This is a genomic window from Caulobacter sp. GW821-FHT10C03 (genome assembly GCF_059415485.1).
The window spans coordinates 154,594-170,939 of record NZ_JBWKNI010000005.1 but is presented as its reverse complement, the minus strand read 5'-3'; the positions used below and the strand labels follow the sequence as shown (position 1 = coordinate 170,939).

The 16,346-nt window shown below is 69.0% G+C and carries 20 protein-coding genes; 13 read left to right on the top strand and 7 right to left on the bottom strand.

Annotated elements, in window-relative coordinates:
• Nucleotides 1–13: 13 nt before the first annotated feature.
• Nucleotides 14–1,033, top strand: a complete 1,020-nt coding sequence (locus tag AC07NG_RS08440; protein ID WP_494593288.1) for a hypothetical protein — start codon at nt 14–16, stop codon at nt 1,031–1,033.
• On the opposite strand, the gene AC07NG_RS08435 is transcribed toward AC07NG_RS08440, so the two are convergent.
• Together AC07NG_RS08435 and AC07NG_RS08430 are read right to left on the bottom strand one after the other, a co-directional pair.
• Nucleotides 1,030–1,704, bottom strand: a complete 675-nt coding sequence (locus AC07NG_RS08435) for a uracil-DNA glycosylase (protein WP_494593286.1) — start codon at nt 1,702–1,704, stop codon at nt 1,030–1,032. The genes AC07NG_RS08440 and AC07NG_RS08435 overlap by 4 nt on opposite strands.
• 12 nt (nt 1,705–1,716) lie before the next feature.
• Nucleotides 1,717–2,319, bottom strand: coding sequence for a LabA-like NYN domain-containing protein (locus tag AC07NG_RS08430; RefSeq protein ID WP_110121965.1), 603 nt, complete (start codon nt 2,317–2,319; stop codon nt 1,717–1,719).
• Nucleotides 2,320–2,329: 10 nt separating this feature from the next.
• Here AC07NG_RS08430 and folK point away from each other — a divergent pair, with 10 nt between their 5' ends.
• On the top strand, nt 2,330–2,857 hold the full coding sequence (gene folK / locus AC07NG_RS08425) for a 2-amino-4-hydroxy-6-hydroxymethyldihydropteridine diphosphokinase (protein WP_494593283.1): 528 nt from the start codon (nt 2,330–2,332) through the stop codon (nt 2,855–2,857).
• A gap of 107 nt (nt 2,858–2,964) precedes the next feature.
• On the opposite strand, the gene AC07NG_RS08420 is transcribed toward folK, so the two are convergent.
• Nucleotides 2,965–3,579, bottom strand: a complete 615-nt coding sequence (locus AC07NG_RS08420; protein WP_494593281.1) for a sulfotransferase family 2 domain-containing protein — start codon at nt 3,577–3,579, stop codon at nt 2,965–2,967.
• 229 nt (nt 3,580–3,808) lie between these two features.
• Here AC07NG_RS08420 and rpoZ point away from each other — a divergent pair, with 229 nt between their 5' ends.
• Nucleotides 3,809–4,168: a DNA-directed RNA polymerase subunit omega gene (rpoZ, locus tag AC07NG_RS08415; protein ID WP_058350513.1), complete on the top strand. Its 360-nt coding sequence runs from the start codon at nt 3,809–3,811 to the stop codon at nt 4,166–4,168.
• Between the two features lie 80 nt (nt 4,169–4,248).
• Entirely contained in the window at nt 4,249–6,504 is a 2,256-nt protein-coding gene (locus AC07NG_RS08410) for a RelA/SpoT family protein (RefSeq protein WP_494593278.1), read from the top strand.
• Nucleotides 6,505–6,525: 21 nt separating this feature from the next.
• Here AC07NG_RS08410 and AC07NG_RS08405 read toward each other — a convergent pair whose 3' ends face one another.
• Both AC07NG_RS08405 and AC07NG_RS08400 read right to left on the bottom strand, forming a co-directional pair.
• A complete protein-coding gene (locus AC07NG_RS08405; RefSeq protein WP_494593277.1) occupies nt 6,526–6,981 on the bottom strand; it encodes a carboxymuconolactone decarboxylase family protein in 456 nt (151 codons plus the stop codon).
• 78 nt (nt 6,982–7,059) lie between these two features.
• Nucleotides 7,060–7,470 carry an NUDIX domain-containing protein gene (locus tag AC07NG_RS08400; protein WP_494593275.1) on the bottom strand — a complete coding sequence of 137 codons (411 nt, stop codon included), beginning with the start codon at nt 7,468–7,470 and terminating at the stop codon, nt 7,060–7,062.
• A 67-nt stretch (nt 7,471–7,537) separates the two neighbouring features.
• Here AC07NG_RS08400 and pyrE point away from each other — a divergent pair, with 67 nt between their 5' ends.
• The 4 genes from pyrE to AC07NG_RS08380 all read left to right on the top strand — a co-directional run bounded on the left by pyrE (nt 7,538) and on the right by AC07NG_RS08380 (nt 9,495).
• A complete protein-coding gene (pyrE, locus tag AC07NG_RS08395; protein ID WP_494593273.1) occupies nt 7,538–8,122 on the top strand; it encodes an orotate phosphoribosyltransferase in 585 nt (194 codons plus the stop codon).
• A 5-nt stretch (nt 8,123–8,127) separates the two neighbouring features.
• Nucleotides 8,128–8,883 (top strand): pyridoxine 5'-phosphate synthase, encoded by a 756-nt coding sequence (locus tag AC07NG_RS08390; RefSeq protein ID WP_494593271.1) that lies wholly within the window; start codon nt 8,128–8,130, stop codon nt 8,881–8,883.
• Complete coding sequence (gene acpS, locus AC07NG_RS08385; protein WP_110121957.1) at nt 8,880–9,281, top strand: holo-ACP synthase; 402 nt, start codon at nt 8,880–8,882, stop codon at nt 9,279–9,281. The genes AC07NG_RS08390 and acpS overlap by 4 nt, the downstream gene beginning before the upstream one ends.
• Nucleotides 9,282–9,351: 70 nt before the next feature.
• Nucleotides 9,352–9,495 carry a hypothetical protein gene (locus AC07NG_RS08380; protein WP_494593269.1) on the top strand — a complete coding sequence of 48 codons (144 nt, stop codon included), beginning with the start codon at nt 9,352–9,354 and terminating at the stop codon, nt 9,493–9,495.
• A gap of 138 nt (nt 9,496–9,633) precedes the next feature.
• Here the strand turns inward: AC07NG_RS08380 and AC07NG_RS08375 are convergent, their stop codons facing one another.
• Entirely contained in the window at nt 9,634–10,986 is a 1,353-nt protein-coding gene (locus AC07NG_RS08375; protein ID WP_494593267.1) for a S41 family peptidase, read from the bottom strand.
• Nucleotides 10,987–11,193: 207 nt separating this feature from the next.
• Here AC07NG_RS08375 and lepB point away from each other — a divergent pair, with 207 nt between their 5' ends.
• The 5 genes from lepB (at nt 11,194) to recO (ending at nt 15,442) form a co-directional block, all read left to right on the top strand.
• Nucleotides 11,194–12,051, top strand: a complete 858-nt coding sequence (gene lepB, locus AC07NG_RS08370) for a signal peptidase I (protein WP_492856076.1) — start codon at nt 11,194–11,196, stop codon at nt 12,049–12,051.
• Between the two features lie 4 nt (nt 12,052–12,055).
• Nucleotides 12,056–12,763, top strand: a complete 708-nt coding sequence (gene rnc, locus AC07NG_RS08365) for a ribonuclease III (protein ID WP_487288204.1) — start codon at nt 12,056–12,058, stop codon at nt 12,761–12,763.
• A 149-nt stretch (nt 12,764–12,912) separates the two neighbouring features.
• Nucleotides 12,913–13,863: a GTPase Era gene (gene era, locus AC07NG_RS08360; RefSeq protein ID WP_494593265.1), complete on the top strand. Its 951-nt coding sequence runs from the start codon at nt 12,913–12,915 to the stop codon at nt 13,861–13,863.
• Nucleotides 13,856–14,710: an arylamine N-acetyltransferase family protein gene (locus AC07NG_RS08355; protein WP_494593263.1), complete on the top strand. Its 855-nt coding sequence runs from the start codon at nt 13,856–13,858 to the stop codon at nt 14,708–14,710. Before era ends, AC07NG_RS08355 begins: the two co-directional genes overlap by 8 nt.
• Nucleotides 14,711–15,442: a DNA repair protein RecO gene (gene recO, locus AC07NG_RS08350; RefSeq protein ID WP_487288201.1), complete on the top strand. Its 732-nt coding sequence runs from the start codon at nt 14,711–14,713 to the stop codon at nt 15,440–15,442.
• Between the two features lie 6 nt (nt 15,443–15,448).
• On the opposite strand, the gene AC07NG_RS08345 is transcribed toward recO, so the two are convergent.
• Nucleotides 15,449–16,219 (bottom strand): siderophore-interacting protein, encoded by a 771-nt coding sequence (locus AC07NG_RS08345; protein WP_492856079.1) that lies wholly within the window; start codon nt 16,217–16,219, stop codon nt 15,449–15,451.
• Between the last annotated feature and the right edge of the window lie 127 nt (nt 16,220–16,346).

The window sequence follows — 16,346 nt, the reverse complement described above, 5'->3', positions numbered from 1 at the left end:
GGAGTGCGTGACGATGACCGTGACCTTGTCGGGCCGCCCGGTGCGGCGCCAGGAAGACCTTTCCGCCACGGCGCAATTGATCCTTTCGCTCATTCCCTCGGGCGCGGCCTGGCTGGAGTGGGCGATCAGCCCCGGCGCGCGGCGGTTCGACTATGTGGACGAGAGCGGACTGATCGCGGATCTCCAGTCGGGTCTTCATGGCGTCGGTCAGATCGTGCTGCCGGGGCTCGGCCTTGCGGTCAGCCCGCTGAAGCTGATGCAGATCAGCGCCGCCGACCTGAAGGTCCTGATCGCCGCCGAACAGACCGGGTCGGAACCCGACCTGGCCAAGGCGCGCAAGGTGCTGACGAAGGCCGGCCTGCTGACCCTGGCCGACTATTGGACGGGCCGGGCCCTGCTGTCCGAGCTCGGCGTCGGCGACGCTTCGGTGTTCCAGTTCATGGACAGCCAGGGCCAGGCCGCGATCCTTGGACTGGTCGAGACCGTGCGGCGCGCCGGCCGGACCATCGTCCGGGAGGCGGCGCTGTTCGCCCTGGGCAAGGCCTGCTCGGCGGTGGAGTTCGCCGACCATGTCGAGATCTATGTCGGCCTGGTGGTGCGGGCAGGGCAGACGGCGTCGACCTCGGAAGCGCGCGTCGCCCTGGTCGAGGATGCGTTGGCGACGCTGCGGCCCTGGCTGTTCGAGCGACTCGAAGGGCCGCTGATCGTCGGTCCGAAGGATCAGGTCACGGTCGCCCTGGCGCTTCGCAACTGGATCCTCTCGGGCAGGACCTTGGGCTTTGGCCGGTTGTCCCTCGGGGCGCGTGAGATCGTCGCCTTCCAGGCGCAGGCGAACGCGGCCACGATCGTCGAGGCGGGGCGGGCCTTGACCAAAGCCGTGGCGGTCCTGCTGGAAACCGTTCAGCTCCGCGGCGGCGTGGTGGAGCAGGACGGCGCCATGCGCTTCCGATTGCAGGATGACCGATACGTCGCGGAGGTCCGGCTCGACGCCGACGGCGCCCTGACCCTCGACCGCATCAGGGCCAAGGCCTAGTCGGCAGCGTCCACATAGGCCTTCACCCGGGCGAACAGCTCCTCGAACATCGGCGTCGTCAGGCGTCCGGTGTTCGTGTTGAGCCGCGAGCAGTGATAGCTGTTGAAGATGCGGTAGGGACCGGCCTGGAATTCCGAGCCGTGGCCTGGAATGCCGGCCGAGGCCTTCAGGCCCAGGGTCTTCAGCACATTGCGGCGAGAGACGTCGCCCAGCGTGACGATGGCCTTGAGGTTGGGGAACATGTCCAGCCGCGCCTTCAGGAAGGGGCGGCAGGTGTTCTCCTCGGAGGTCTCGGGCTTGTTGCCGGGCGGGGCGCAGCGGACGGCGTTGGTCACCGCGCAGCCGACCAGCTTCAGCGAGTCGTCGATGCGCGCCTCGAACTTGCCGGTGGCGAAGCCGTACTTGATCAGGGTGTCGTAGAGCAGGGTCCCGGCGTAGTCGCCGGTGAACGGGCGGCCGGTGCGGTTGGCGCCCTTGCGGCCGGGGGCCAGGCCGACGACCAGCAGGCGCGCGTCCTTGTCGCCGAACGACGGGGCCGGACCGTTGAAATAGTCCGGATAGAGCGCCTCGTTCTCGCGGCGATAGGCCACGAGGCGCGGGCACAGCGGGCAGTCGCGGGGCGGCTCGGCCGGGGAAGGGACGACCTCGCCGACGATGTTGGAGTGCTGCATGGCCTTTAAGTCTCAGTATTCGTCGTCGGCTTCGCGTTCGGCCGGGGTGCGGGCGTCGGCGGTGGTGTAGCGCTGTTGCGGCGCGCGTTGCGGGCGGCCGATGATGTTGCCCAGGTCGTTGAGGTCGACGAAGTTGTCGGCCTGGCGGCGCAGGTCGTCGCTGGTCATCGGCGGCTGGCTCTTCATCGTGGAGACCACGGTGACCCGGCGGCCCTTGCGCTGCACGGCCTCGACCAGGGCGCGGAAGTCGCCGTCGCCCGAGAACAGCACCAGGTGGTCGACCGTGTCGGCCATCTGCATCATGTCGACCGCGATCTCGATGTCCATGTCGCCGCGCCAGCGCTTGCGGCCCTGGCTGTCGGTGTATTCGCGGGCCGGCTTGGTCACCAGGGTGAAGCCGTTGTAGTCGAGCCAGTCGACCAGCGGGCGGATCGGCGAATAGTCGTCGTTCTCTGCGATGGCGGTGTAGTAGTAGGCCCGCACCAGCAGGCCGCGCTTCTTGAACTCGTCGAGCAGCTTGCGGTAGTCGATGTCGAAGCCCAGCGCCTTGGCGGCGGAATAGAGATTGGCCCCGTCGATGAACAGCGCCAACCGCTCGGTCGGATAGAAGGTCACGGGTAAATCCTTGAAATATCGGCTTGATCGAAATGGTCTGGACGCGGCCGTGGTCGTCGCCCTCGGCTGCAATCTGCCTGGAGCCTATACGAGTCGCGAGGCCTTGTTGGAAGCGGCGGTTTCGGCGCTGGCCGACGAGGGCATGGCGGTGGTCGCCCGCTCGGGCTGGTGGACCTCGGCCGCCTGGCCCGATCCGACCGGGCCGGCCTATCTGAACGGCGTCGTGCTGGTGGAGACGGCGTTGGCGCCGGCCGAGGCGCTGGCGGCCCTGCATCGCATCGAAGCCGAGTTCGGTCGCGCCCGGGCCGAGCGCAACGCCGCCCGCACGCTGGATCTTGATTTGATCGCGCACGGCCGGACGGTGACGGACGGAAACCTCGTCCTGCCGCATCCGCGCGCCAACGAGCGGCTGTTCGTCATGGGGCCGCTGGCGGAGGTGGCGCCCGGGTGGGTTCACCCTGTGCTCGGGCGGATGGCGGCTGAGTTGGCGGCCGAGGCGAGCGTGGGGGCTGACGCTCGGCCGTCCCCCAATCCGTAAAACCCCCGCGAAAGCGGGGGCCCAGGCGTTTTATCGTCGAGCACCGCGCGTTTCAGAAAAAGCCTGGGCCCCCGCTTTCGCGGGGGTTTTACGGGGAGAGGTACAGATCACCACGCATAGCCGTGCAGCCGGATCTCCCGCGCGAAGATCTTCTCGATCCGCACGGCCTGGCGCAGGCTGAGCACCTCGCGGTAGGAGCGCCGATCCGGACGCCAGCCGCTCTTGGCCTTCACCGGCAGGCGGCCCGACCACGGCACGCCCAGTTTCTCGAACACGTCGCCCAGTTCGCGGTCCAGGTGCTCGTAGCGCAGCACCCGGTCGACCAGCGGCTTGCCGGAAAGCCGGCTGGCATAGAGCGGCAGGTTCAGGGCGTAGTCGCCGGCGGCCAGATAGCGGTCCAGGCACAGCTCGCGATCGCCGCCGTGGGAGGCCGAGTTCCGCTTCATGAAGTAATGCGACAGCGTCTTGTCCCACGGATTCCGCTCCACGCAGAAGGTGAAGTAGTCGCGCCAGAGGTCGGGAACCTTGGCGGCGACCTGGGCCGCCGACATGTGGTTGGTGAAGCCGGCGGCGTTGCGCGGCTGGTGGCCGGGTTCGGGCGGATGGACGGGGGTGACGACGTCTTCCGGGCCGCACAGGCTCGACAGATAGGCCTCGATGCTGGTGCCGGCGGTCTTGCGGGTCTTGATGAAGATGAAGCGGTGGCGGTGCGAAATGATCATGGCGACAGGGTCGGCGAACGCTGTTGCGGCCGATTTTCGGGATTCTGGACCTTGTCGCGGGCCTGTATCGAAGCGACTTCCCGATCGTGACCGTTGTTGCGACTGGACTTTGCGCCGGGGAGGGGGCATACACGCCGCCTCGCGAAAGCTGGGTTACAGCCGAAGCGGCGTTGCGTGACGCCGCACGGAGCCCTATTTTGCAAGAGCCAACGCTCAGCCCGAGGAATTCATGGCCCGCGTCACCGTCGAAGATTGCGTCGAGAAGGTTCCGAACCGCTTCGCGCTCGTCCTGCTGTCGGCGCACCGCGCCCGCGGCATCTCGGCCGGTGCGGCCCTCATGGTCGATCGCGACAACGACAAGAACCCGGTCGTCGCCCTGCGCGAGATCGCTGACGACGTGATCGATCACGAGGGGCTCAAGGAGCACCTGATCACCACGCTGCAGCGCGTCGACGAGCACTCGGAAGCCGAGGAAGAGGCCGAAACCCTCGCCCTGCTGGCCGATCCGACCCACATGCAGATGAGCGAACTGGAACTCGTTCGCGCGCTGCAAAGCGACCGCGACGGCGGTCAGGAGGAGCGGTACTGAGCCCCGACGGCGCAGACCCTCTGATCATTGAAGCGGCGCCCGCCGCCGCTACGCCCGAACGCGCGCCCGAATCCTTTCCTTTGCTTGGAGGGGAATCGGGCGCGTCTTCGTCTGAGCCCGCCGTCGAACCGACGGTCGAGGCTCCGCCGGCCCCCAAGCCGCGCAAGTTCCTTCGCCAATACGAGCTGATCGAACGGGTCCACGCCTACGACCCGACGGCCGACGAGGCCCTGCTCAACCGCGCCTACGTCTTCGCCATGCGCATGCACGGCAGCCAGACGCGCGCCAGCGGCGATCCCTACTACGCCCACCCGATCGAGGTGGCGGGCATCCTCACCGAATACCGGCTCGACACCGCGACCATCGTCACGGCGCTGCTGCACGACGTGATCGAGGACACGCCGGTCACCAAGGAGGAGATCGGCAAGCTGTTCGGCGAGGAGATCGCCGAGCTGGTCGAAGGCGTCACCAAGCTTTCCAAGCTGGAACTCCAGGCCGAGCACACCCGCCAGGCCGAGAACCTGCGCAAGTTCATCCTGGCTATCTCCAAGGACGTCCGCGTCCTGCTGGTCAAGCTGGCCGACCGTCTGCACAACATGCGGACGCTGCATTTCATCAAGGCCCAGGCCAAGCGCGAGCGCATCGCCCGCGAGACGCGCGACATCTACGCGCCCCTGGCCCGCAACATCGGCTGTCACCGCATCTGCACCGAGCTGGAGGAGCTTTCCTTCCAGCACACCAACCCGGTCGCCCGCGACGCCATCGTCCGCCGGCTGGAAAAGCTGCGCGAAGAGCAGGGCGGGGCGGTCCAGCTGGTCAGCCAGGAGATCCAGGCCCGCCTGGAATCGGCCGGCTTGCCGGCCCGCGTCTTCGGTCGCGAAAAGGCGCCCTATTCGATCTGGCGCAAGCTGCAGCGCAAATCGATCGGCTTCTCGCAGATGTCGGACATCTACGCTTTCCGCGTGATCGTCGACAGCGAGGAAGACTGCTACCGCGCGCTCGGCGTCGTCCATCGCGCCTGGTCCAGCGTGCCCGACCGCTTCAAGGACTTCATCTCGACGCCCAAGCGCAACAACTACCGTTCGCTGCATACGACGGTGGTCGGCCCGCGCGGCATGCGCATCGAGATGCAGATCCGCACCGAGTCGATGGACCGGGTGAACGAAGAGGGCGTGGCCGCTCACTTCCGCTACAAGGACGCCTCCTACGGCCTCGACCTGGAAGGCATGGAAGCCGCCGGCGGCCGCGATCCGTTGGCCAACCTGCGCCAGCTGGTCCAGGTGCTGGAGCACGGCGGCGACAGCGAGGAACTGGTCGAGCACGCCAAGCTCGAGATGTTCCTCGATCAGGTGTTCGTCTTCACCCCCAAGGGCAAGCTGGTCAGCCTGCCGCGGGGCGCGATGCCGCTGGACTTCGCCTATGCGGTCCACACCAGCGTCGGCGACACCTGCATCGGCGTGAAGATCAACGGCGAGCTGAAACCGCTGCGCACCATCCTGACCAACGGCGACGTGGTCGAGGTGATCCGGGGCTCCAAGCCCGTGGTGCCGCCGGACTGGCGCTCGTTGACGGTGACCGGCCGGGCGCGTTCCGCCATTCGGCGTCACATCCGCCAGACCGAGAAGGAAGAGTTCCTGCGCCTGGGCCGGGCCTCGGTGGAGCAGATCTTCGAACGCGCCGGCAAGAGCCTGAAGGACGTGTCGCTGCGGCCGATCCTCGAACGGTTCGTTCTGGAGAGCGAAGAGAGCCTGTTCGACGCCGTCGGCCGCGGGCGGGTGACGCCGAGCCAGGTGCTGGAGACGGCGTTCCCCGGCATGAAGGACGCCGAGCGCGAGGCCGCCACGGCCCGTCGCAAGATCGAGGGCGGCAAGGGCGCGCGGCTCTATGTGCGCGGCGGCGGGCTGACGCCGGGCGTGTCGCTGCACTTCGCCCACTGCTGCAGCCCGGTGCCGGGCGACCGCATCGTCGGCATCCTGCGCGAGGACGGTGAAGGGCTGGACGTCCACACCATCGACTGCCCGAAGCTGGCCGAGTTCGAGGAGCGCGAGGACCTCTGGCGCGACCTCAACTGGACGCCGGAAGCCGAGCGCGACACCGTCTCGCTGGCCCGCCTGCATGCCACCATCGGCAATGCGCCGGGCGTGCTGGGGCAGGTCTGCACGATCATCGGCGAGGCGGGCGGCAACATCGTCAACCTGCGCATGCACCACCGGCAGAGCGACTTCTTCGACACCGACATCGACGTCGAGGTGCGCGACGCCAAGCACCTGACCAACATCTCGGCGGCGCTGCGCACCTGCCCGTCGGTCGAGACGGTGGACCGGACGCGGGGCTGACCCCGCGTCCGTCGCCGCGCGTCAGGCGGCCGCCTTTACCGGCTGCTCGATCCAGAGACCAAAGCCCACGGCCAGGCGGTTCCAGCCGTTGATGACGTTGATCATCAGGGTCAGCTTGACCTGCTCTTCTTCATCGAACTGAGCCGCGAGATCGGCGTGGGCGGCTTCCTGGGTGTGGCCTTCGGACAGGCGCGTCAGGGCCTCGGTCCAGGCCAGGGCGGCGCGTTCGCGGGGCGTGTAGCAGGGGGCCTCGCGCCAGGCCGACAGCAGGTAGATGCGCTGCTCGGTCTCGCCCTGGGCGCGGGCTTCGGCCGTGTGCATGTTGATGCAGTTGGCGCAGGCGTTGATCTGCGAGGCGCGGATCTTGACCAGTTCGACCAGGCTGGGCTCCAGGCTGGCGGCGATGGCGGTCGAGGCGGCGAACCACGACTTCATCACGGCGGGAGCGACGGCGAAGGGATCGAGCTTGGCGGTCATGGCGGGTCTCCTTTGAGAGGGTTGCGCCGTCATGACGAGGCGAAGGCCGCGCGTGTGACGCGGCCCCGCGAAATAATTTCAGTGCGAGCCCCGCAGCGCCGCCACCGCGTCCCGCGTCGCCTGGGTCAGGGGCGAGGGCAGGGCGTCGAGGGCGAACCAGCCCCAGTCGGCGATGGCCTCGGGCTCCTGGATCGCCGGCTCGCCCACGCAGCCGTCGGCGCGATAGGTGACGGCCAGCCAGTGGCTGTCGGCGGTGATCATGTCGGTGACGGCCAGCACCGGGCCGGCGACGACCTCGATCCCCAGCTCCTCGCGGATCTCGCGTTCGGCGCAGGCGCGGCCGGGCTCGCCCCAGTCGAGCTTGCCGCCCGGCTGGCCCCAATGGCCGGCCTCGGGCTCGCGGCGACGCTGGACCAGCAGGATGCGGCCCTGGGCGTCGAGAATGGCCGCGCCGCAGCCGACGCGGGGGCGGAGAGGGGAGTCGCTCATGGCGCTGTCCTACGCCCCTTCGTCGATGGTTTGTAGACTCGCCGCGCTGGCCTTATATCCACGGCTCATGACCAACGACGACGTCCTCGAAGAATTCCGCGCCGCCGGCGCCCTGCGCGAAGGCCACTTCGTGCTGTCCAGCGGCCTGCACAGCCCGGTCTTCCTGCAGAAGAACCTGGTGTTCATGCGGCCCGAGCGCTGCGAGCGCCTCTGCAAGGCCCTGGCCGACAAGATCGTCGCCACGGTGGGCCATGTGGACGTCGCCGTGTCGCCGGCCGTCGGCGGCATCATCCCCGGCTACGAGACCGCCCGCCACCTGAACGTGCCGTCGATCTATGTCGAGCGCGAGGGCGGCGGCTTCAAGTTCCGCCGCGGCTTCCACCTGGAGCCGGGCCAGAAGGTCGTGATGGTCGAGGACATCGTCACCACCGGCCTGTCGTCGCGCGAATGCATCCAGGCGATCAAGGACGTCGGCGGCGACGTCGTGGCCGCGGCCTGCATCGTCGACCGCTCGGGCGGCAAGGTCGATGTCGGCGTGCCGCTGATCGCCCTGGCCAGCCTGGACGTGCCGGCCTATCCCGCCGACGCCCTGCCGCCCGAACTGGCCGCGATCCCGATCGAGGATCCGGGCAGCCGCCGGCTGAAGGGCTGAGCCCCATGCTGCGGCTCGGCGTCAACATCGACCACGTGGCCACGATCCGCAATGCGCGCGGGTCGAGCTATCCGGAACCGGTGCGGGCCGCCGAGCTGGCGCTCGCGGCCGGCGCCGACGGCATCACCGCGCACCTGCGCGAGGACCGCCGCCACATCAGCGACGCCGACATCGTCGTGCTGACCGACCTCTGTCTCAAGCGCGGCAAGCCGCTGAACTTCGAGATGGCGGTCACCGACGAGATGGTCGGCATCGCCATCGGGGCCCGGCCGCACGCGGCATGCCTGGTGCCCGAGCGGCGCGAGGAGGTGACCACCGAAGGCGGCCTCGACGTGGTCAAGGGCGCCAACCGCATCGCCGACGCCACCGGCCGGCTGCGCACCGTCGGCGCGCGGGTGTCGCTGTTCATCGAGCCCGACCCCGCCCAGATCCAGGCTTCCGCCGACGCCGGCGCCCAGGTCGTGGAGCTGCACACCGGCGCCTATTGCGACGCCGCCCGCGCCGGCGACACCGAGCGCGCCGCGGCCATCCTGGAACGCCTGAAGGCGGGCGCGGCCCTTGCCGCCTCGCTGGGGCTGGAGGTCCACGCCGGCCACGGCATCGACTACGCCACGGTCAAGCCGATCGCCGCCATCCCGCAGATCGTCGAGCTGAACATCGGCCACTTCCTGATCGGCGAGGCGATCTTCGTCGGCCTGCCGCAGGCCATCCTGCGGATGCGGACCTTGATCGACGCCGCAAGGCTGGAGGCCGCGGCGTGATCATCGGGATCGGCTCGGACCTCAGCGACATCCGCCGGATCGAGAAATCCCTCGAACGCTTCGGCGAGCGCTTCACCAACAAGGTCTTCACCGAGATCGAGCGCAAGCGGTCCGAGCGCAAGCCCGACCGCGCCTCCAGCTACGCTAAGCGCTTCGCCGCCAAGGAGGCCTGCTCCAAGGCGCTGGGCACGGGTCTGAAGCAGGGCGTGCACCTGGCCGACATGGGCGTGGTCAACCTGCCGTCGGGCAAGCCGACCATGGCCCTGACCGGCGGGGCGGCGGCCAAGCTGGCGCAGTTGATCCCCGAGGGCATGGTCCCGGTGATCCACCTGTCGCTGACCGACGACCACCCCTACGCCCAGGCCTTCGTGATCATCGAGGCTCTGCCGGCGTCCTGACGGCGCGCGGCTTGCAGTGATTCCCTCTCCGAGGCGGCCATTGCGCCGTTTCGGAACGGGGGACTGCAACATGACCATCTGGACCGACGAAGACGTCGAACCCAAGCGTTCCAATCTGGCGCCCTGGCAGCAGAGGCCGTTCGCCTGGTTGGCTATCGGCTGGGGTTTCCTGGCGCTGGTGGCGGTGGCGATTTTGGCGACCTTAGCGGTCTGATTTCGCCGAGGATCGTCCTTCTTCCGTAAAATCCCCGCGAAAGCGGGGACCCAGGCTTTTTCTGCAATCCTCAGCGCTCGACGATAAAACACCTGGGTCCCCGCTTTCGCGGGGATTTTACGGGAAGAGTTGCTGCCTCTAGCTCGCCGGCGCGGCCTCGCGGCGATACCGCGCGCTGCGGCCGTCGGAGGTGATCGCCTCGAAGGCCGTCACCGCGCCCTTGGCGTCGCGTTCGAACACCACGCGGCGACTGGGCTCGTCCAGAACGGTGAAGCTCTCGCCGCCCAGCGGCAGCAGCACGGTGACCGGACGCTTGCCGCGCTTCATGCCGATGCGACCGTCGAGCTGGACGATATCGATCCCGCCGTAGCCCCCGACATAGTCGGCGAGCGGCTTGGCGACGGGCGGCGAGGCCTCCGCGCGGATCGCCTCCAGCGCCCAGCGGGCGTCCTGGGCGTCGGGGCCGGCGGCGGTCTTTAGCACCGCCTCAAGGGCCAGGGCCCTGGCGGTCTCCAGCGCCTTGGCGGGGACGACCGCGACGTCGGGCTGCACGCCGTCGCCCTCCCAGTTGGTCTTGGTGATCGGGCTGATCGGCGAGCCGTTTGACACGAAGACCGCGAAGCCGCTGGCCACAGGCACCGGGCCGCCGGGATTGGCCGCGCCGGCGCTGGCCTCGCCGACGATCACCGCGCGCTTGGCGTTCTTCAGGGTGTAGGCGAAGGCCTCGGCCGCCGAGCCGGTGCGCGGGCTGACGAGCAGATAGAGCGGCACGTCCAGACGCGGGGCGGCGTACCAGTCGGTCGGGGCCTCGCTGGCCGTGCCCTCGCGGTACTTGAAGGTGTTGTAGATGTCCGCGCCCTTGGGCGTGAAGGCGCTGGAGAGGTAGCCGACCATGGCCGGCGAGCCGCCGCCGTTGTCGCGCAGGTCGATGATCACCGCGTCGGCGTTGGCCACCGTCTGCAACGCCGCCTCGATGGTCTTGCGGGCCGGGGCGTCGGGCTGGCCGAACTCGAAGTCGGCGAACATCCGCAGGTCGATATAGCCGAGATTGCCGCCCAGGATCTCGACCCGGCGCACGCCGTAATTGGCGCGGCGGAAGGGATCGGGCCGGGCCGCGTCAGGGCCGGCCGAGGCTGGGACTAGGCGGGGGGCTGGTCCAGCGCCGGCATTGGGGCCGGCGCCCTGCGGCGGCGGGCCGTCGGCCGAGGGCGGCGACCAGGAGACGCTGAAGTGGTGGTCCAGGGGCCGCAGGCGCTCGGTGAGCGTGGTCGCCAGATCGCGCGGGTCGGTCAGGCGGTCGTAGGCGCCCTTTTCGGCCTCGGCGCGCAGCTGAGCCGCGACGGCCGCGCCCTTGGCGGCGTCGTAGTAGTTGTCGGCGATGGCCTTGGCGACGCCATCGACCACGGGACGTGGCGCGACCTGCGCGGCCTGGACGACCGAGACGGCGCAGAGGCCGGCGGCGAGGGCGAGAAGCGGGATGGACGGGCGCATGGCGGATCCCCTGACGAACCGCGCCGGAGAACATCATTCGCCGACGGGCGCGGCCAATGAATAATCTTTAAGGCGACCATCGTTCGGTTCGCCCAATCGTCGCCATGAAGCGTCACTATCGCGCCGATGCTTGCTCGCGGCGGCAACCGCGTCTAGCAAGACCTGTCGGGCTCGCCCGACCCCCATTCGCAAAGAGCCCCGCCGCGCATGACCGAAGCCGTCGAGACCACGCCCCCCGAAGAAGAGAAGGGCGGCGCCGTCAACGAATTCATCGAGATCATCAAGACCGTGGCCTACGCCCTGGGCATCGCCCTGGTGCTGCGGGTTCTGCTGTTCCAGCCGTTCACGATCCCGTCGGCCTCGATGGAGCCCAACCTCTATCAAGGCGACTACATCATCGTCTCGAAGTTCTCGTACGGCTATTCGAAGCACTCGATCCCGTTCAGCCCGCCGCTGTTCAAGGGCCGCATCCTGGGCTCGACGCCCAAGCGGGGCGACATCGTCGTCTTCAAGCTGCCGCGCGACGGCCACGTCGACTACATCAAGCGCCTGGTGGGCCTGCCCGGCGACCGCATCCAGGTTCGCGGCGGCGCGCTCTACATCAACGACAAGCCGGTCAAGCGTCAGGAACTGGCCGACGTGCTGGTCGACAGCGGCTACGGCTTCACTCAACCGATGAAGCGCATCCAGGAAACGACCCCCGAGGGCCGCACCTACCTGACCCAGGCCGACGCCGGTCCGGACACCCAGGGCGACAACACCGGGGTCTATGTCGTTCCGGAGAACTGCTACTTCTTCATGGGCGACAACCGCGACAACTCGGCCGACAGCCGCTTCAACCCGGGCATCTCGCCGTTCAAGACGGACGCCGGGACCTGCAAGTGGAACTACGAGAACGACCAGTACACCGGCGACTCGATCGGCGTGGGCTTCGTCCCGGCCGAGAACCTGGTCGGCAAGGCGCAGATCATCCTGCTGTCGTGGAACGCCGACGCGCACCTGTTCAAGCCCTGGACCTGGTTCCTGGACGCCCGTCCGAGCCGCTTCTTCCGCGTGCTGAAGTAACACCATGGCCGTGAAGGACAGACGGGTCGCCGCCGTCGGCGACCTGGAGCGCCGGATCGGTCATCGGTTCGAAGACCGCGAACTGCTCGAGCGGGCCCTGACCCACGCCAGCGTCGGCGACGGCGCCAAGGCCAAGGTCCGCGACAACGAGGTGCTGGAGTTCATCGGCGACCGGGTGCTCGGGCTCCTGGCCGCCGAGGCCCTGGCCGAGCGCTTCCCCAAGGCCAAGGAGGGCGAGCTCGCCCCGCGCCTGAACGCCCTGGTCAGCCGCGAGACCTGCGCTCGCGTCGCCAAGGGCGCGGACCTTGGTCCCGCCCTGCGCCTGTCGGCCTCGTCCAGCAAGATCGGCGGCCGCGAGACGGAATCGATCCTGGCCGGCGCCTGCGAGGCTTTGATGGCCGCCCTCTATCAGGACGGCGGTCTGGAACTGGCCCGCAAGGTGTTCCTCGACCTGTGGTCCGAGGAGTTCGACCGGGCCGGGCAGGGGCGTCCGCGCGACCCCAAGACGGCCCTGCAGGAATGGGCGCAGGGCAAGGGCAAGCCGCTGCCGACCTACCGCGTGCTCGAGCGCACCGGCCCCGACCACGCGCCGGTGTTCACCGTCGAGGTCCTGGTCAAGGACGTCGATCCCGCCATCGCCAAGGGCAAGTCGAGGCAGGAGGCCGAGAAGGCCGCCGCCAAGGCGCTGCTGGAGCAGGTGGGAGCGGGGTGAGGCCTCCTCTCCCTTCCCTCCGATGGGGAAAGGGTCGGGGATGGGGGTGAAGCGGCGGTTCGGCCGGCAAGCGCCCTGACCACCCCCACCTAACCCTCCCCCATCAAGGGGGAGGGCTTTTGCGGTGCTCTGTGCTACACGCACGCGCAATGACTGACTCCACCCAGAACACCCGCGCCGGGTTCGCCGCCATCATCGGCGCGCCGAACGCCGGCAAATCCACCCTGGTCAACCGCATGGTCGGGGCCAAGGTTTCGATCGTCACCCAGAAGGTGCAGACGACGCGCTTCCCCGTGCGCGGCGTCGCCCTGTCGGGCAACGCCCAGATCATCCTCGTCGACACCCCCGGGATCTTCAGCCCCCGTCGCCGGCTCGACCGCGCCATGGTGCGCTCGGCCTGGGCCGGTTCGGAAGAAGCCGAGGTCACCGTGCACCTCGTCGACGTGCAGGCCGAACTGGCCGACCGCGCCCGCAACGCCACTCCGGCCGAGCACCGCGCCGTGCAGGACGTCCAGACCATCATCGAGGCCCTCAAGGAGAGCGGTCGCAAGGTGATCCTGGCGCTCAACAAGATCGACGGCATCAAGCGCGACACCCTGCTGGGCGTGGCCAAGGACTTCTTCGACACCGGCGTCTACACCGACGTCTTCATGATCAGCGCCGAGACCGGCGCGGGCGTCGACGACCTGATGGCCAAGCTGGTCGAGGCCATGCCGGAGGGCCCGTGGCTCTATCCGGAAGACCAGACCGCGGACCTGCCGGCCCGCCTGCTGGCCGCCGAGATCACCCGCGAGAAGATCTATCTGCGGGTCCACGAGGAGCTGCCCTACGCGGCCACCGTCGAGACCACCTCGTTCGAGGAACGGGCCGACGGCAGCGCCCGCATCGAGCAGACCATCTATGTCGAGCGCGACGGCCAGCGGGCCATCGTGCTGGGCAAGGGCGGCCAGGTGCTGAAGTGGATCGGCCAGGCCTCGCGCGAGGAACTGCAGGACATCCTGGACCGCAAGGTGCACCTCTTCCTGCACGTGAAGGTCAAGGAGAACTGGGCCGAGGAGCGCGGCCTGTTCAGCGACATGGGTCTCGACTTCGATGTTTGACGGACAGGTCGCCCCCAGCGTGGACCTCGACGCCTATTTCGCGCGGATCGGCCATGCCGGCCCGCGCGAGCCGACGCTCGAGACCCTGCGGGCGATCTGCCAGAAGCATCCGGACGCCATCCCGTTCGAAAACCTCGACGTGCTGCTGGGCCGGGGGATCAGCATCGTCCCGGCCGACATCGACGCCAAGCTGCTGTCGGCTGGTCGCGGCGGCTACTGCTTCGAGCAGAACGGGTTGCTGAAGCGCGTGCTGAAGACGCTGGGTTTCGAAGTCCAGTCGCTGATGGCGCGCGTCTGGTGGATGAAACCTCCGGAAGCGCCGACCCGCGCCCGCTCGCACATGATCCTGAAGGTCACGATCGACGGCAGGGACTGGCTGGCCGACGCCGGCTTCGGCGGTTGCGTGCTGACCGCGCCGCTGGATCTGTTCTCCGACGAGGTGCAGGCCACGCCCAACGGCGCTTTCCGCATCGAGCCGGCCGCGCCGGAGATGGGCGGCGAGCGCCTAGTGCTGGCCGATCTCTCGGGCAAGTGGGCGCCGCTCTACCAGGTGGCGCTGGGGCCGTGGGACGACGTCGACTACGAGCCGGCCAACTTCTTCACCTACACCCACCCTAGTTCGCACTTCACCTGGAGCATGACGGTGGGCCGCACGACGCCGACCGCCCGCTACGCCCTGAAGAACAACCGCCTGACCCACCGCGACGCCACGGGCGCGCTGGTCGAGCAGCGCGACCTGTCGGTCGACGAGCTGGAGGCGGTGCTGCGCGACGTCATCGGCCTGCCGGTCGAGCCGGAATGGCGCGCGGTGCTGGAGAAGGTCGTGGGCTGGGGGACGCCCGCCTAGATGGAGTGGGAGGACGACGCCTTCGTGCTGTCGGCCCGCGCCCACGGCGAGACCGGGGCGATCGTCGAGCTGCTGACCCAGGACCGGGGCAAGTTCGTCGCCCACGTGGCCGGGGCGGCGTCGCGGCGGATGAAGCCGTTTCTGCAGGCCGGGGCGCGGGTGATCGTCCGCTATCGCGCCCGTGGTCCCGATCAGATGGGTTCGGCCCAGCTGGAGCCGATGGGCGAGGGGCCTTCGTCGTTGTTCGACGACCGCCTGGCTTTGGCCGGCCTGCAATCGGCCGCTTCGGTCGCGGCTGGGGCCTTGCCCGAGCGTGAGCCGCACCCGGGCGCGTTCCTGGCCCTGGAGACCCTGATCCGGGTGCTGGAGATCCCAGACATCTGGCCTGCGGTCTATGTGCGCTACGAGGCGGGCCTGTTGCAGGACCTGGGCTTTGGCCTGGACCTGTCGAAATGCGCCGCCACCGGCGACCTCGACGACCTGGTCTATGTCAGCCCGCGTACGGGCCGGGCTGTCAGCCGCAAGGCCGGCGCGCCCTATCAGGACAAGCTGCTGCCGCTGCCGCCGTTCCTGCTGTCGTCGCAGGGCGGCTTGAGCGACGGCGACGTCAAGGCGGGCCTCGACATTACCGGCCACTTCCTCGAGCAGTTCGTGTTTGGCCCTCTGAACCGCCCGCTGCCGCCGGCCCGCATGTGGTTGCTGGACCGGCTGGGCGAGGCGGGGCGGCTTTAGCCGTTCCTACTCGATCCGCTCGTGGACGCCCTCGGCGCCGCGAACCCAGTAGCCCGCGGCCTTGATCTGCTTGGGCGAAAAACCGCGAACCTCGACCAGATGCGCGCGCAGAGCCTTGGCGACGCGGGCTTCGGCGGCGAGCCAGATGAAGCCTTCCTTGTCGGCCGGCAGCACGGCGTCCAGCGCGGCAGTCAGAGCTTGGGTGTCGTCGCCGCCGTCGCGGACCAGCCAGTGCGGCGTCCAGGCGGCCTTGGTCTCGACGGCCAGGGCGTCGTCGGCGGCGTCGAGGATGGCCAGGGTGGCGATCGTCTCGCCGTCTTCCGCTTCCTCCAGCCGGCGGCCGATGGCGGGCAGGGCGGTCTCGTCGCCGATCAGCACCAGCCAGGGCAGGGCGTCGGGGATCAGCACCGAGCCGCGCGGGCCGCCGATGTTCAGCGTATCGCCGACCTTGGCCGACAGCGCCCAGGCCGTGGCCGGGCCGGCCTCGTGCACGGCGAAGTCGATGACCAGGCTCTGGGCGGCGTTGTCGAAGCTGCGCGGGGTGTAGTCGCGCATCACCGGCTCGCCGCCCTCGACGGGGAAGAACAGCTTGATGTGGTCGTCGAAGCCGGCGCTGACGAAGTCGGCCAGGTCGGGCGAGGCGAAGACCAGGCGCAGCATGCCGGGCGACAGGCGCTCGACGGCGGTGACGGTCAAGACTCGACGGCGGATCTCGTGGCGCACGCGGCGCAGGGCCCAGCGGTCGGTCGCTTCGGCGGTTTCGGCGGGGGTGGTCATCGGCGGGATATCCTTTTCGGAGGATGGGAGTCGGCCCGGACCGATGGACCCTAGACCCCCGCATCCGCCCGGGGATGTCCGGCGGAGAAATAAAAACGGCGGGATCCGAGGAGCCCGCCGTTTCCAG